A 14,678-nucleotide genomic window follows, 5' to 3' on the forward strand; every position below is an offset into this window, starting at 1 on the left:
ATCACGTTCTGGCCGACCCTTGCAGGCGGTAGCGGTCGAGCGCCACGGCGCCGATGATGACGAGGCCCTTGATCACATATTGCCAGATATCGGAGACGCCGATCAGGATCAGGCCGTTCGACAGCGCCGCGATGATCAACGCGCCGACCAGCGTGCCCCAGATCGAGCCGATGCCGCCGACGAACGAGGTGCCGCCCAGAATCACGGCGGTGATGGCATCGAGCTCGTAGGACTGGCCGAGCTGCAGGCCATTGGCCGCATAGAGGCGCGCCGCCTGCATGGCGCCGCCGAGCCCCGCGAACAGTCCCGAGACGCCGTAGACGAAGATCAGCACGGCCCAGACCTTGATGCCGGCAAGCCGCGCCGCGCTCTCATTGCCACCGACCGCATAGATGTGCACGCCGAGCACGGTCCGGCGCAGCACCAGCCAGGAGACCAGGATGACGAGCAAGGCGATCACCGAGAGCCACGGGATCGACGCGACGCCGGGAACCAGCGTCAGCGAGCCATTGCCGATGAACGCGTAGGGAATGGAGGGATTGAACACGGTCGTATCGGCCCCGAGCAGTCGCGCCAGGCCGCGCACGGCGGTGAGCGAGCCGAGCGTGACGATGAAGGGCGGCAGTCGCAGGAGCGCAATCAGCGCGCCGTTGACGAGGCCGAAGCCAAGGCCGGTGACGAGCGCGGCCGGCAGCCACAACATGCCGAGCTCCGGCAGCTTGGAGAGCGTCAACCCGGCCATTGCGGAGGCCGCCAGGATCGAGCCGACCGAGAGATCGATGCCGCCGGTGAGGATGACGAAGGTCATGCCGGCTGCGAGCACGGTGTTCACCGCGGCCTGCTGCAGCACGATGCCGAGATTTTGCCCGGTGAAGAAGCGGCCCTCGGACAGCATGTGGAAGCCGATGCAGAGAATCAGCAGCACCGGAAGCATGCCGAGCGCGCTGATCAGCATCCGCATCCGCTGGCGCTTTGTCTCTGCGGCGGCGCCGTTTGTCGTCGCCGGGGCGGGACTGGCCTTCGAAGCACCATTGTCAGGCATCGAGATGCTCCATCCCCGTGGCGAGCGCCATGATGTCTTCCTGCGTCAGTGGCGAATTCGGGCCGCGCGTGACCTCCCCGGCGATGTGCCCGGCACGCATCACGACGACGCGGTCGCAGATGCCGATGATCTCAGGCAGATCGGACGAGATGACGAGGATCGCAGTGCCGGCCTTGGCCAGATTGTCGATGATCGAATAGATCTCCGACTTGGCGCCGACGTCGACGCCACGCGTCGGCTCGTCGAGGATCAGGACCCTCGGCGCAATGGCGAGAAGCCGCGACAGCAACACCTTCTGCTGGTTGCCGCCGGACAGGCCGCCGGCGGGAACGCCGGCATTGGCAGCGCGAATGCTGAGCCCCGCGAAAGCTCGGTCGGCGCGTTCGCGCGCCTTGTCGCGATCCAGGACCCAGCCGAGCTTCGCATCGCGCCCGAGCACGGCGAGATTGATGTTGTCCAGGCACGACATGTCGAGAAACAGGCCGAGCGCCTTCCTGTCTTCCGTCAGATAGGCGATACCGGCCTCGAGCGCCGCGCCCGGCGTGCGGATATCGACCGGACGTCCCTCCAACTCGAGCCGGCCGGAGGTCTTGGGCGCCGCGCCGATGATAAGATGCGCAAGCTCGGTGCGGCCGGCGCCGATCAGGCCTGCGAGCCCGACCACCTCGCCTGCATGCACGGTCAGGGAGCATCCCTTGACGCGCAGGCCGTCGGCCATGTCGATTGCCGCAAGCACCGGATGTCCCCGCCCCGCCTCCGGATCATGATCCTTCTTGTAGAACGAGGAGACGTCGCGCCCGACCATCATGCGGACGATGGTGTCGGCGCGGATGTCCTGCTTGTCGAGCGAGCCGACCAGCCGGCCGTCGCGCAGCACGGTGACGCGGTCGCCGAGCGCGTAGACCTCGTCCATGCGATGCGAGATGTAGATGATGGCGAGCCCCTCGGCGCGAAGCTGGCGGATCAGCGCGAACAGCCGCTCGCTTTCGGCAGCCGACAACGAAGTGGTTGGCTCATCCATGATCAGGATTTTCGATCTGGCGTGCAGCGCTCGGGCGATCTCGACCAATTGCCGCTGACCCATGGACAGGTGCGCCACCAGCGTCGACGGCAGGAAGTCCGCGCCCAGCCGCTTCAGGATGGACCCGACGCCCTCACGCATCTCGCCGCGGGCCAGCAAACCTGCATGTGATAGCTCCCGTCCCAGATAGATGTTCTCGGCAACACTGAGATTGGGCGCCAGCGAAAGCTCCTGATAGATGATGGCAATGCCCGCCGCGCGGCCGCCGAGCGGACCTTCGATCCGGACCGGATGTCCTTCGATGCGGATCTCGCCGCCGGGATCAGGCCGGTAGGCGCCGGACAGGATCTTCATCAGCGTCGACTTGCCGGCACCGTTCTCACCCATCAAGGCATGGATTTCACCGGCATAGACGGTCAGATCGACCGTGCGGAGCGCCTTGATGCCGAAGAAGGTCTTTGAGACCCCGCGCATCTCGAGGATCGGATCGTTCATCGTGCCTCCCGGCGCACAATGCGTTTCCTACCCGCGTCTCCATCGTTTCGTCAGCGCGGTTCACGCATTAAACAAAACGCCGCAGCACAGGGCAATACCGAACACAGGGGGAATGCAACATCGCGGCCGAGCTAGTGGCGCGGCCGATACAGTTCACGCCAGGCGGGAAGCCGCTCGGCATAGGCATCGACCAGCTTTGCGTCGGGTTCAAACGTCTCGATGCGCTGCGGCCGCGTGCACACGGCGGCGACCGCCTCGCCTGTGACAGCAAGCCGCCCCAATCTCGCCGCACCGAACGCCGCGCCGGTTTCACCTGCGGCAAAACGATGGACCGGAACATTCAGCACGCTCGCGAGCACCGAGAGCCAGAACGGGGACCGCGAACCACCGCCAATGGCGTCGGCCTCCCCAATCGCGATGCCGGCATCGGCGAGCACGTCGCGGCAATCGGCCAGCGCGAAGGCAACGCCCTCGAGCACGGCCTGCACGATCGTCCCACGATCGGTGCCATGGCTCAAGCCATCGAGCATGCCGCGGACGACGGGATCGTCGTGCGGCGTCCGCTCGCCGGCGAGATAAGGCAGGAAGCTCACCGGCGACGGCGCCCGCGGGTGCGATCCGAGTGGCGCCAGCAGCTCGGCCTCGCTGGCGCCAAACAGGCGCGCGGTCCAGGCGAGACAGGAGGCGGCCGAGAGAATCGCACCGGCCTGAATCCACATGCCGGGAATGGCGTGACAGAATGTATGCACCGCGCGGTCCGGGTTGGCGGCGATGGCGCTGGTCGGCGCCAGCAAGGCCCCCGAAGTTCCCAACGACACAAAGGCGGTTCCCGGCCGGATCGCGCCGATGCCGACGGCGCCCGCCGGATTGTCGCCCGCGCCGCCTGCGATCACTGGCTGCCTGCGCATGCCCCAACGCTGCGCGAGCTCGCTGCGCAGCGTCGATGCGGGCGCACATCCCTCGACCAGGCGCGGCATGTAAGCGCGCGACAGGCCGGTCGCTGCCAGTGCGGCGTCCGACCAGTCCCGGCGCGCGGCGTCGAGCCAGAGGGATCCCGATGCATCCGAGACGTCCTCGACGGCCTCGCCTGAGAGCACCAGGCGCAAATAGGCCTTTGGCAGCAGAACGAGCCTGGTCGCCGCAAATGTTTCGGGCTCGTGCGTTGCAATCCACAGCAGCTTCGGCGCGGTGAAGCCCGGCATCGCCTTGTTGCCCGTCGTCGCACGCAAGGCGGGCCAGCGTCGTTCCAGAATGCGACACTCCGCGGCCGCGCGTCCGTCGTTCCAGAGGATGCAGGGCCGCAGCGGCCTCAAGCTCGCATCGAGCAGCGTGGCGCCATGCATCTGGCCGGACAGCCCGATGCCTTCGACCGCCGCCAACGCACCGGCATGGCTCGCCTTCAGAGCGTCCAGCGTGGCGAAGGTCGCATCGATCCATTGCGCGGGATCCTGCTCACAATAGCCTGGCTGTGGCGAGGCGGTCGCAAGCGGCCGGCTCTCGCTTGCGATCACGCGCTGGGCATCGTCGACGAGAACGGTCTTGACCGCCGAGGTGCCGAGATCAATGCCGAGATACATGGATGCTCTCCGCTCACTTGGTCGCGTCGATCCAGATCCCGGGCTCCGAATGCTCGCGGATGTGGCTGACGAGGAAGTCGGAAAAGACCCTGATCTTGGCCGGCAGCCTGACGCGGTTCTGATAGGCGATGTTCATGGTGAGCAGCGGCAGCTCCCAGCCCCTCAGGACGGGCACCAGCCGGCCGGCCGCGATATCGCTCTGCACGATGTAGAGCGGCTGGATCAGGATGCCGAGCCCTGCGCGCGCCGCGCCGCAGATGATCTGGCCGTCATTGCTGTCGAGCGTCGGCGAGATCCGCACTGTCTGCGTCGTGCTGCCCTTGCTCAGCCGCAGCGAATATGGGTCGTTGGCAAGATTGTAGATCAGCATGTTGTGGCGGGCGAGATCGGCCGGATGCTCCGGCCGGCCGTGCTTCTCCAGATAGGACGGCGCCGCCGCGAGCACGCGGTGCATCTGGCCGATGCGGCGGACGACGATGTTGGAATCCGGCTCGTGCTCGCGCGTGCGGATCGCCACGTCGATGCCTGCTTCGATGAAGTCCAGATAGCGGTTGGCGCTGATGATCTGCACGCTGAGATCCGGATAGAGCGCGCGGAAGGCCGGCAGCATCGGCGCAAGATAGATCATCGCGAAGGACAGCGAAGACGTCACGCGCAGCATGCCCTTCGGCGACAGCGCGCGGTCGGAGACGGCGTCCTCGGCTTCGGCGAGCTCGTTCAGCAGCGTACTGCAGCGCTGCAACAGCTCCTGCCCCGCCTCGGTCAGCCATTGCCGGCGCGTATTGCGCTCGATCAGGCGAACCGCGAGCCGCTCCTCCAGCGCGCTGAGATGACGGCTGGCAGCCGCGTTCGACATCCGCAGCATTTCGGCGGCCTTGGACAGGCTGCCGAGCTCGGCGGTTTTAGAGAAGACTTCGAGTTGGAGCAGCCGGTCCATTTTTACGAAAAGAGGAAAAGAGACTTACGAAGATTGGCCTTTATTTCCGTTTTCTGCAAGGCAAAATGACCCCAACAAAGCACAATGACAGGTGAGGAAATCAGGAAATGTCGGGCCCGATCAGGCACATCGTGATGTGGCGGCTGCGCGGGGAGACCCCCGAGGAGCGTTCCGCCGCCCGGCTGAAGGTCAAGACCCTGTTCGAGGGCCTCAAGGGCCGGATCGACGGCCTCACCCACATCGAAGTCGGCGTGGACGTCAGCGCGGTCGACTACGCCTGCGACGTCGTGCTGTTCTCGGAGTTCACCAACCAGGCGGCGCTCAGCGCCTATGCCAACCACCCGGAGCACCTGCGCGTCCGCGAGGCTCTGGGCGACTTGCGGATCGGACGCTTCCAGGTCGATTATCCCATCAAAGGGACCGGCGCATGATCGGTTCGTTCACCTTTGAAAACCTGCCCTGCCGTGTCGTGTTCGGCAGCGGAACCCTGGCCTCGGCCAAAGCCGAGGTCGAACGGCTCGGCGGCAAGCGCGCGCTGGTGCTGACGACGCCGCAGCAGGAAGCGCAGGGCAAGAGTCTTGGTGCCGCGCTCGGCCCGCTCTATGCCGGCATCTTTCCTGGCGCCACCATGCATACGCCGGTCGAGGTCACGGAACGGGCGCTCGCAGCGATGAAGGCGTGCGAGGCCGATTGCGTCGTCTCGCTCGGCGGCGGCTCGACCACCGGCCTCGGCAAGGCGCTGGCCTTGCGCACCGGCGTCAACCAGCTCTGCATCCCCACGACTTATGCCGGCTCGGAGATGACGCCGATCGTCGGCCAGACCGAGAACGGCCTGAAGACCACGGTGCGCGATGCGGCAATACTGCCGGAGACGGTGATCTACGACGTCGATCTGACCCTGACGCTGCCGGTCGGCCTCGCGGCGACCTCAGGCATCAACGCCATCGCGCATGCCGTGGAAGCGCTGTACGCCCGCGATACCAATCCCGTGACTTCATTGATGGCGGAGGAAGGCATCCGCGCGCTCGCCCGCGCCCTTCCCGCTATCGCCGCCAGAAGCGACGATCGCGAGGCGCGGACCGAAGCACTCTATGGCGCCTGGCTGTGTGGCGTTTGTCTGGGCACCGTCGGCATGGCGCTGCATCACAAGCTCTGCCACACGCTCGGCGGCACCTTCGATCTGCCGCATGCGGAGACCCACACCATCGTGCTGCCGCATGCCCTCGCCTACAATGCGCCTGCCGTGCCCGAGGCGATGGCGCGCATCTCGCGCGCGATTGGTGCTGCCGACGCGTCGCAAGGACTCTACGACCTCGCCAAGCGGTTGGGTGCGAAGCTGGCGCTGCGCGATGTCGGCATGCCCGAAGGCGGTATCGACAAGGCGGCCGATCTCGCCGTCACCAATGCCTACTGGAACCCGCGCCCGCTCGAGCGCGATGCCATCCGCGGCCTGATCGCACGCGCCTGGGCCGGCGATCCGCCCGTTACCATCAAAGCGGCGGCGTGAGGCCATGCGGCGCACCCTGATCAGATCGGCCACCGTCATCAGCATGGATGACGCGATTGGCGACCTCGGCACCGGCGACGTGCTGGTCGAGGGCAGCCGCATCGTCGATGTGCGACCATCGATCGAGGTCGCAGCCGACACGGAGATCGTCGACGGCAAGGGCCGCATCGTCATTCCCGGCCTGATCAACGCGCACATGCACACCTGGCAGACCGGCTTGCGCGGCTTTGCCGCGAACTGGACGCTGCTGGAATATTTCCGCCGCATGCATGCCGGGCTCGCGACCGTGTTCAGGCCCGAGGACATCCATATCGCGACGCTTGTCGGCGCGCTGAACCAGATCAACCACGGCGTCACCACGCTGGTCGATTGGTGCCACAACAATCCGACGCCTGATCACACCGACGCGGCCGTGCGCGGCCTGATCGAGAGCGGCATCCGCGCTGCCTTCTTCCATGGATCGCCGAAGCCGGAGCCGAAACCGGGCGAGCCGCATTTCTCGGAAGTGCCGCATCCGCGCCGCGAGGTCGAGCGGCTGCTGGCCGGCCCCCTTGCCGATCGCGACGGCCTCGTCACGCTAGGGCTCGCGATCCTCGGGCCGCATTATTCGACGCTCGACGTCGCCATGCACGATTTCCGCCTGGCGCGCGAGCTCAAGTTGATCGCATCGATGCATCAGGGCGGCGGTCCGGCCAAGACGCCCGGCGGCTGGGAGAAGCTGATCGAGGCCGGCCTCGTCGGCCCCGGCATCAACATCGTCCATGGCAACGATCTACCCGACGAGTTGCTGGGTCGGATGATCGATCTCGGCGTGTCGTTCTCGGTCACGCCGGAGAACGAGATGATCCAGGGCCACGGCTTTCCGATCACCGGCCGGCTGCTGAAGCGCGGCGTTCGGCCGACCATTGGCATTGACCTCGAATCCGTCCTGGCCGGCGACCTCCTCTGCGTTGCGCGCGTCGCGCTGTCGATGCAGCGGGCGCTCGACAATGCGGACTCCCGCAAGACAAACGGCACCATTCCGGCGACGACCACGATTCCGGTGCGCGAGGCGCTGCGCTGGATCACGACGGAAGGCGCGCGCATGCTCGGCCGCGAGCACCGGATCGGCTCACTGACGCCGGGCAAGCTCGCGGACCTCGTCATCATCAACGCCTCCGATCTGAATCTCCATCCGGTGCACGATCCGATCGCGACCGTGGTGATGCAGACGAGCCTTGCCAATATCGAGGCCGTCATGATCGGCGGCACCTGGAAGAAGCGGAACGGCAAGCTGCTGGCCGAGGGGCTGGAGACGAAGAAGGAGCTGCTGGCGCAATCCGGCCGGCGGCTGGTGCAGGACATCGAACGACAGGGACGCGCCGCCTGAAGGCGCCAACGGACAACAACAATGACAGACGCTACGAAGACTGTTGCTTTCATCGGGATCGGCAAGATGGGTCTGCCGATGTCGGTTCTCGTCGCCAGGGCAGGCTATGCGGTCACCGCATTCGACCAGAGCGCGGCACGGATCAGCGAGGCGCGTACGCAAGGCATATCTATCGCCGCTTCGCCCGCCGAGACCGTAAGTGGCAAAGCAGCGGTGATCACCTCCCTGCCCGATGACGCCGCCTTGCGCGGCGCGCTGCTCGGCCCAAGCGGCCTCATTGCCGCGATGGCGGCCGGATCTGTGCTGATCGAAACAAGCACCGTCAGCGTCGAGGCTTCTACTGAAGTCGCCGCCGCCGCGCAGGCACGCGGCGTTGCCTATCTGCGCTCGCCGGTCTCCGGCAATGCCAGCATCGTTCACACCGGCGCCCTCACCTGCTTCGTCTCCGGCCCGAAGGACGCTTTCGAGGGTGCAAAGCCGCTATTCGCCGCCTTCACCCGCGCCCAGACCTATCTCGGCCCCGCCGAGGAAGCGCGCTACGCAAAGCTCTCGGTCAACCTGATGATCGCGGTGTCCGCGGCGATGATGGCCGAAAGCCTGGCACTGGCGCGCAAGGGCGGCATTGCCTGGCAGGACATCCTGAAGGTGCTCGACGACAGCGCCGTTGCCTCGCCCATGGTGAAGTACAAGACGGCGCCGCTGCGGACGCGGGATTTCGAGTCCACTTTCTCCTGCAAGCAGATGGCCAAGGACCTCGATTTGATCCTTGGCGCCGGTCACGCCGTCGGCGTGCCGCTGCAGCTCGCAGCGCAGGTGCGCGAGACCTATGGCTCGCTGGTCGCGCAGGGCGATGGCGAGACCGACTTCATCGCAACTGTCAAGCATCTGGAACGCTTGTCCGGCCTCGGCGAACCGAAACTCTGATCGCGGAGATACATATGCGCAATTTCAACGAGAACACGATCACCGACGCGGTGCTGGAGCGGATCGTGGGCGCGACCGATCCACGGATCAAAGAGGTCAGCGAAGCGCTCGTGCGGCACCTGCACGCCTTCGTCCGCGAGGTGCGGCTGACCCAGAAGGAATGGGAGTACGGCATCGACTTCCTGACCCGCACCGGGCACATGTGCGACGACAAGCGCCAGGAGTTCATCCTGCTGTCGGACACGCTCGGTGTCTCCATGCTGGTCGACGCGATCAACCATCCGGTGCCGGAAGGCGCGACCGAGACCACGGTGCTCGGCCCGTTCTTCGTCCAGGCCGCGCCGGAGAAGGACAGCGGCGCCGATATCTCCGGCCCGATGGAGGGTGATCCGATGCTGGTCACCGGTTCGGTCTCGACCGTCGACGGCAAGCCGCTTGCGAATGCGACCGTTGACGTCTGGCACTCCGACGATGACGGCTATTACGACGTACAGCAGCTTGACGACATCGGCGATCTCGCGATGCGCGCGCGCTTCCACACCGACGCAGGCGGCCGCTTCCATTTCTGGTCGATCAAGCCCGCGGCCTATCCGATCCCGCATGACGGCCCGGTTGGGGAGATGCTGGAGGCGCAGGGCCGCCATCCCTGGCGTCCCGCGCATGTGCATTTCATGATCTCGGCGCCGGGCTTCGAGCAGCTCGTCACGCATGTGTTCGTCGCCGGCGACAAATATCTCGACTCTGACGTGGTGTTCGGCGTCAAGGACAGCCTGATCCACGAATTCGCCAAGCATCCTGCTGGCCGTGCGCCGGATGGTCGCATGGTGGAGAGCGAGTATTTTCACCTCAATTATGATTTCGGCCTGAAGCAGGTTGCGAGCAGCGCAAGAGCCGCCTAAGCCGATCGACGACGCAGCGGACCGACAAGAGTCCGGCAACAGGGAGCAGACGGGAGCGAAGGGATGGGACCGCGAGTCAGCACGAGCATATTGGCCGATCGCCTCACCGGCATGATCGGCCCGCGCGCGAGCGTCGCGCGCGGCGTGCTCGATCAGCATGGGCAGAGCGAGTCGCATTATCGCAATTTGCCGCCCGACATCGTCGTCTTCCCTGAGACGACGCAGGAGGTCGCCGAGATCGTCAAGCTGTGCGCGAGCGCGAGCATGCCGATCGTCCCGTTCGGCGCCGGCACCTCGCTCGAAGGCAATGCGGCCGCGGTCGCGGGCGGCGTCTGCTTCGACTTCGCGCGCATGAACAAGGTGCTCAGCGTGCACGACAGCGACATGGATGTCGTGGTGCAGCCCGGCATCACGCGCAAGCAGCTCAATGCGGAGCTGCGCAATACCGGACTTTTCTTCCCGATCGATCCCGGCGCCGACGCCTCGATCGGCGGCATGACCTCGACGCGCGCCTCCGGCACCATGGCTGTGCGCTATGGCACCATGAAGGACAATGTCATGGCGCTCGAGGTGGTGTTGGCCGACGGCCGCGTCATCCGCACCGCGAAGCGCGCACGGAAGTCTGCAGCGGGCTATGACTTAACGCGCATGTTCGTCGGCGCGGAAGGCACGCTCGGCGTCATCACCGAGATCACGCTGAAGGTGCATCCGGTGCCGCAGGCGATCTCGGCTTCCGTTTGCAGCTTCGATACCCTGCACGATGCCGTCGACACCGCGATCTCCGTGATCCAGTCCGCGATCCCCGTGGCCCGGATCGAGCTGCTCGACGACGTCATGATGCGCGGCATCAACGCCTATGCCAAGCTCGGCTACCGCGAGGCGCCCACCCTGTTCTTCGAATTCCATGGCTCCGAGTCCTCGGTCGCCGAGCAGGCCGAGGCCGCACAGGCGATCGCCGCCGACAATGGCGGCCATGGTTTTGCCTGGGCCAAGGCGGCCGAAGACCGCAGCCGGCTCTGGCATGCGCGCGACAACACGCTCTATGCGGGCCTCGGCCTGCGACCCGGCGCGCGCGCCGTGATCACCGATGTCTGCGTGCCAATCTCGCGGCTTGCGGAATGCCTGACCGAGACGCGCCGCGATGCCGACGAGCACGGCTTCACGGCGCCGATCGTCGGCCATGTCGGCGACGGCAATTTCCACATGCTCATCCTGATCGATCCCTTGAAACCAGAGGAATCCGAGGGCGCGAAGGCCCTTCAGGCCCGCATGGTCGCCCGCGCCATTGCCATGGACGGCACCTGCACTGGCGAGCACGGCATCGGGCTCGGCAAGATCGATTATCTCGCCGACGAGCTCGGCGAAGCGGTCGACGTGATGCGGTCGATCAAGACTGCGCTCGATCCGAATGGACTGATGAACCCGGGTAAGATTTTTGCAGGTGGAGCCAAGGCATGAGCGACGCGCTCCCGATCGAGGTCACCTCGCCCACCCCGCTGCTGGAGCTGCGCGGCATCAGCAAGGAGTTTCCCGGCGTCAAGGCGCTGGATGACGTGTCCTTTGCCGTCTACCCCGGCGAAGTCCACATGCTGCTCGGCGAGAACGGCGCCGGCAAGTCGAGCCTGATGAAGGTGCTGTGCGGCGCCTACCGCGCCGATGCCGGCGAGTTCTACTACAAGGGCGACAAGGTCGCGATCGCCTCGACCGCGGATGCCCAGAAGCTCGGCATTGCCGTGATCTTCCAGGAATTCTCGCTGGTCCCCTATCTCGACATCGCCCAGAACATCTTCCTCGGCCGCGAGCCGAAGGGCCGCATCCCCGGCACCATTGATCGCCGCAGGATCCTGGCAGACGCCAAGCGCGTGCTCGACACGATCGGCTTCGATATCGATCCCTCCACCACCGTCGACAAGCTCGGCGTCGCACAGCAGCAGATGGTCGAGATCGCGAAAGCGATCAGCCAGAACGCCCGCATCCTCGTCATGGACGAGCCGACCGCGGCGCTGTCCGATCGAGAGACCGAGTTATTGTTTGCGCTGATCGCACGGCTGAAGGCCGACGGCGTCTCGATCGTCTACATCTCCCACCGCATGGCCGAGGTGTTCGCGCTCGGCGACCGCATCACCGTGCTGCGCGACGGTCGCCGCATCGACGGCGTCAAGCCCGCCGACGTCACGCCGGACCAGCTCGTGCGCATGATGGTCGGCCGTAACGTCGACATGACCTATCCGCGCAATTTTGCCGACAAGCCCGGCGAGCTTCTGCTTCAGGTGAAGGGCCTCTCGGCGGCGACCGGCATCTCCGACATCAACATCGAGGTGCGCCGGGGCGAGATCGTCGGCCTGTGCGGGCTGGTCGGCTCCGGCCGCAGCGAGGTCGCGCGCGCCATCTTCGGCGCCGATCCCGTGACGTCAGGCGAGATCATCTTCGACGGCAAGAGCATTTCCGGCGAGCCTGACCTCGCCGCCCGTCGCGGCATCGCGCTGATTCCGGAGAGCCGCAAGAGCGAAGGCCTCGCGTTGCTACGCTCGGTCGGCGACAATCTCGTCGTGTCGGCGCTGAAAAAACTGTTCCCGAGCGGCCTGTTCGACCAGCGCAGCGCGCAGCGCACCTCCGACGGTCTGATCCGTCAGCTGCGCATCGCGACGCCCAGCGCGCGACAGACCGTCGGCCTGCTCTCCGGCGGCAACCAGCAGAAGGTCGTGATCGGCAAATGGCTGGCGGCCGGCTCGAAGCTGTTCATCTTCGACGAGCCGACGCGGGGCATCGACATCGGCGCCAAGTCTGAAATCTTCGCCCTCATCGACCGCCTGGTGGCCGAAGGCGCCGCCGCACTCATGATCTCCTCCGAGCAGGTCGAGATCTGCCATGTCTGCGACCGCGCCTATGTGATGCGCGAGGGGCGCATCGCCGGGCATCTGACCCGCAACGAACTGACCGAGGAGAACATCGTGCGACTGGGGATGCATCATGCGTGAAGCCGCGGTCGTTTCTCAACCCAATCCACTGCAGCGCATTCCCGGCGTTGCCATCGTGCTGGTGCTGCTGATCGCGCTGTTCAGCGCCATCGCGCCCGGCTTCCTGTCGGCCGCCAACCTCTCCAACGTGCTGGTGCAGTCGACCATCCTGACCATGCTCGCGCTGCCGATGACCTTGATCATCATGACCGAGGGGCTGGACCTGTCGATGGGCGCCGTGCTGACGCTGACCTCGCTCTGCGTCGCGATCGTGTCGCTCGCGACCAAGTCGATGCTGCTCGGCCTTGGCGCCGGCCTGCTCGTCGGCACGGCCTTCGGCGTTGCCAACGGCTGGCTGATCGCAATCCTCGGCATCCCGCCCTTCGTCGCAACGCTGGGCACGCTCGGCATGGCGCAGGGCCTGTCGCTGATCGTCAGCGACGGCCAGAGCGTGGTCGGCATCCCCCACAGCGTGCGCGACATCTATTCGGCGACGCTGCTCGGCATTCCCGTGCCTATCGTGATGGCGCTGGTGACTTACGCGGCGTTCCACGGCCTGCTCTATCACACCCGCTTCGGCACCTACATCTTCGCGCTCGGCGGCAATCGCGAGGCGCTGCGCTATGCCGGCCTCTCGCCGAACAAGCTGCTGATCGTGGTCTACGCGATCGGCGGCGCCATGGCCGGCATCGCGGGCCTGTTGATGACCGCGCGGATGAATTCCGGCCACCCGACCGCCGGCCTTGGCCTTGAATTCGATGCCATCGCCGCCGTCGCCGTCGGCGGCACCTCGTTCGAGCGCGGCAATGGCTGGCTGCTCGGCACCCTGCTCGGCGTGCTTTCCGTCGGGGTGCTGCGCAACGGGCTGAACCTGATCTCGCTGCCGTCCTCGGTGCAGGTCGCAAGCGTCGGCGTCCTCGTCATCGTTGCCCTGTTCCTCGACGGCCTCAGGAGCCGCGCATGACCGACATCACCAAAGAGGCGATGATGCCGCCCCGCTCGTTCCTGTCGCAGGACGCGATCCAGCTGTTCTATCGCCTGCTCGCGGCGCTCTTGATCTGCGCGGTGCTCGCCGTGCTCAGCGATTCCTTCCTGAGCCTCGGCAACATCCTCAATGTGCTCCGGCAAGCGAGCCTGACCTTCTTCATCGCCTCCGGCCTGACGCTGGTAGTGTTGACCGCAGGTCTCGACCTGTCCGTCGGCGCCAATGTCGCGCTGTCGGCCTGCATCGCCGGCACCGTGATCCACAAGACCGGCTCGCCGGCACTCGGCATCCTCACCGGCCTTGCCTGCGGCGGCATCGTCGGGCTCCTCAACGGCATCATGGTCACCGCGCTGCGCATCCCCTCCTTCATCGCCACCTACGGCATGCTCTGGGTGCTGAACGGCCTCACCTATTGGTACATGGCGGGCGAGACCCTGCACGGCTTTCCCGCGGGCTTCCGCCAGATCGGCAGCGGCTATCTGTTCGGCCTGCCGATCCCGGTCTATCTGCTGCTGGTGTTCCTCGGGATCGGGACGCTGTTTGCGCAGCGGACGATCTGGGGCCAGGAGATCTATGCGATCGGCGCCAATCCGGTCGCAGCCCGCCTCTCGGGCATTCCCGTCGCGCGCCGCCTGCTGCTGGTCTACGCGGTCTCCGGCACCATGGCCGGGCTCGCCTCGATCATCTTCCTGTCGCGGCTCAATTCGGCCGAGGCCGACATCGGCGAGAGCCTGACGCTGCCGGCAATCGCCGCCGTGCTGATCGGCGGCACCTCGCTGTTCGGCGGCGTCGGCACCGTGTTCGGCACCTTCATCGGCGCGCTGATCCTGACACTGGTGCTGAACGGCATGAACTTGCTGTCGGTCAGCGCCAACTGGCAGCCGCTGGTGACGGGCATCATCGTCATTCTCGCGGTCTGGCTCGACATGAAGACCCGCCGCCGCGCGCAATGAGTTCTAGAAATC

General features: G+C 66.1%; 13 protein-coding genes. 9 read left to right on the plus strand and 4 right to left on the minus strand.

Annotation, left to right across the window (positions count from 1 at the left end; translation table 11 throughout):
- Nucleotide 1 precedes the first annotated feature (1 nt).
- The 4 genes from QA642_RS32305 to QA642_RS32320 all read right to left on the minus strand — a co-directional run bounded on the left by QA642_RS32305 (nt 2) and on the right by QA642_RS32320 (nt 5,072).
- Nucleotides 2-1,042 (minus strand): ribose ABC transporter permease, encoded by a 1,041-nt coding sequence (locus tag QA642_RS32305; RefSeq protein ID WP_283080490.1) that lies wholly within the window; start codon nt 1,040-1,042, stop codon nt 2-4.
- A complete protein-coding gene (locus tag QA642_RS32310) occupies nt 1,035-2,558 on the minus strand; it encodes a sugar ABC transporter ATP-binding protein (RefSeq protein WP_283080491.1) in 1,524 nt (507 codons plus the stop codon). Before QA642_RS32310 ends, QA642_RS32305 begins: the two co-directional genes overlap by 8 nt.
- Before the next feature lie 131 nt (nt 2,559-2,689).
- Nucleotides 2,690-4,135 carry a xylulokinase gene (xylB, locus tag QA642_RS32315; protein ID WP_283080492.1) on the minus strand — a complete coding sequence of 482 codons (1,446 nt, stop codon included), beginning with the start codon at nt 4,133-4,135 and terminating at the stop codon, nt 2,690-2,692.
- 13 nt (nt 4,136-4,148) lie between these two features.
- Nucleotides 4,149-5,072: a LysR family transcriptional regulator gene (locus QA642_RS32320; RefSeq protein ID WP_235547646.1), complete on the minus strand. Its 924-nt coding sequence runs from the start codon at nt 5,070-5,072 to the stop codon at nt 4,149-4,151.
- A gap of 107 nt (nt 5,073-5,179) precedes the next feature.
- Here QA642_RS32320 and QA642_RS32325 point away from each other — a divergent pair, with 107 nt between their 5' ends.
- The 9 genes from QA642_RS32325 to QA642_RS32365 all read left to right on the plus strand — a co-directional run bounded on the left by QA642_RS32325 (nt 5,180) and on the right by QA642_RS32365 (nt 14,666).
- Nucleotides 5,180-5,503 carry a Dabb family protein gene (locus QA642_RS32325; RefSeq protein ID WP_283080493.1) on the plus strand — a complete coding sequence of 108 codons (324 nt, stop codon included), beginning with the start codon at nt 5,180-5,182 and terminating at the stop codon, nt 5,501-5,503.
- A complete protein-coding gene (locus QA642_RS32330) occupies nt 5,500-6,579 on the plus strand; it encodes a maleylacetate reductase (protein ID WP_283080494.1) in 1,080 nt (359 codons plus the stop codon). The genes QA642_RS32325 and QA642_RS32330 overlap by 4 nt, the downstream gene beginning before the upstream one ends.
- A 4-nt stretch (nt 6,580-6,583) precedes the next feature.
- Nucleotides 6,584-7,948, plus strand: coding sequence for an amidohydrolase family protein (locus QA642_RS32335; protein ID WP_283080495.1), 1,365 nt, complete (start codon nt 6,584-6,586; stop codon nt 7,946-7,948).
- A gap of 21 nt (nt 7,949-7,969) precedes the next feature.
- Nucleotides 7,970-8,872 carry an NAD(P)-dependent oxidoreductase gene (locus tag QA642_RS32340; protein ID WP_283080496.1) on the plus strand — a complete coding sequence of 301 codons (903 nt, stop codon included), beginning with the start codon at nt 7,970-7,972 and terminating at the stop codon, nt 8,870-8,872.
- 14 nt (nt 8,873-8,886) lie between these two features.
- Nucleotides 8,887-9,771, plus strand: a complete 885-nt coding sequence (locus QA642_RS32345) for an intradiol ring-cleavage dioxygenase (protein WP_283080497.1) — start codon at nt 8,887-8,889, stop codon at nt 9,769-9,771.
- Nucleotides 9,772-9,834: 63 nt separating this feature from the next.
- Nucleotides 9,835-11,229 carry an FAD-linked oxidase C-terminal domain-containing protein gene (locus tag QA642_RS32350; RefSeq protein ID WP_283080498.1) on the plus strand — a complete coding sequence of 465 codons (1,395 nt, stop codon included), beginning with the start codon at nt 9,835-9,837 and terminating at the stop codon, nt 11,227-11,229.
- Nucleotides 11,226-12,749 carry a sugar ABC transporter ATP-binding protein gene (locus QA642_RS32355; RefSeq protein ID WP_283080499.1) on the plus strand — a complete coding sequence of 508 codons (1,524 nt, stop codon included), beginning with the start codon at nt 11,226-11,228 and terminating at the stop codon, nt 12,747-12,749. The genes QA642_RS32350 and QA642_RS32355 overlap by 4 nt, the downstream gene beginning before the upstream one ends.
- Nucleotides 12,742-13,692 (plus strand): ABC transporter permease, encoded by a 951-nt coding sequence (locus tag QA642_RS32360; RefSeq protein ID WP_283080500.1) that lies wholly within the window; start codon nt 12,742-12,744, stop codon nt 13,690-13,692. The genes QA642_RS32355 and QA642_RS32360 overlap by 8 nt, the downstream gene beginning before the upstream one ends.
- Entirely contained in the window at nt 13,689-14,666 is a 978-nt protein-coding gene (locus QA642_RS32365) for an ABC transporter permease (RefSeq protein ID WP_283080501.1), read from the plus strand. Before QA642_RS32360 ends, QA642_RS32365 begins: the two co-directional genes overlap by 4 nt.
- The last annotated feature ends 12 nt before the right edge of the window (nt 14,667-14,678 follow it).

The organism is Bradyrhizobium sp. CB2312, from assembly GCF_029714425.1.
Classification (GTDB): Bacteria; Pseudomonadota; Alphaproteobacteria; order Rhizobiales; family Xanthobacteraceae; genus Bradyrhizobium.

Excerpts from the sequence above, each read along its gene's own strand:
- QA642_RS32355 (WP_283080499.1), top strand. The coding sequence starts at position 11,226 with ATGAGCGACGCGCTCCCGATCGAGGTCACCTCGCCCACCCCGCTGCTG.
- QA642_RS32365 (WP_283080501.1), top strand. The coding sequence starts at position 13,689 with ATGACCGACATCACCAAAGAGGCGATGATGCCGCCCCGCTCGTTCCTG.
- QA642_RS32340 (WP_283080496.1), top strand. The coding sequence starts at position 7,970 with ATGACAGACGCTACGAAGACTGTTGCTTTCATCGGGATCGGCAAGATG.
- QA642_RS32305 (WP_283080490.1), bottom strand. The coding sequence starts at position 1,042 with ATGCCTGACAATGGTGCTTCGAAGGCCAGTCCCGCCCCGGCGACGACA.
- QA642_RS32345 (WP_283080497.1), top strand. The coding sequence starts at position 8,887 with ATGCGCAATTTCAACGAGAACACGATCACCGACGCGGTGCTGGAGCGG.
- QA642_RS32350 (WP_283080498.1), top strand. The coding sequence starts at position 9,835 with ATGGGACCGCGAGTCAGCACGAGCATATTGGCCGATCGCCTCACCGGC.
- QA642_RS32310 (WP_283080491.1), bottom strand. The coding sequence starts at position 2,558 with ATGAACGATCCGATCCTCGAGATGCGCGGGGTCTCAAAGACCTTCTTC.
- QA642_RS32325 (WP_283080493.1), top strand. The coding sequence starts at position 5,180 with ATGTCGGGCCCGATCAGGCACATCGTGATGTGGCGGCTGCGCGGGGAG.
- QA642_RS32335 (WP_283080495.1), top strand. The coding sequence starts at position 6,584 with ATGCGGCGCACCCTGATCAGATCGGCCACCGTCATCAGCATGGATGAC.
- xylB (WP_283080492.1), bottom strand. The coding sequence starts at position 4,135 with ATGTATCTCGGCATTGATCTCGGCACCTCGGCGGTCAAGACCGTTCTC.
- QA642_RS32330 (WP_283080494.1), top strand. The coding sequence starts at position 5,500 with ATGATCGGTTCGTTCACCTTTGAAAACCTGCCCTGCCGTGTCGTGTTC.
- QA642_RS32320 (WP_235547646.1), bottom strand. The coding sequence starts at position 5,072 with ATGGACCGGCTGCTCCAACTCGAAGTCTTCTCTAAAACCGCCGAGCTC.
- QA642_RS32360 (WP_283080500.1), top strand. The coding sequence starts at position 12,742 with ATGCGTGAAGCCGCGGTCGTTTCTCAACCCAATCCACTGCAGCGCATT.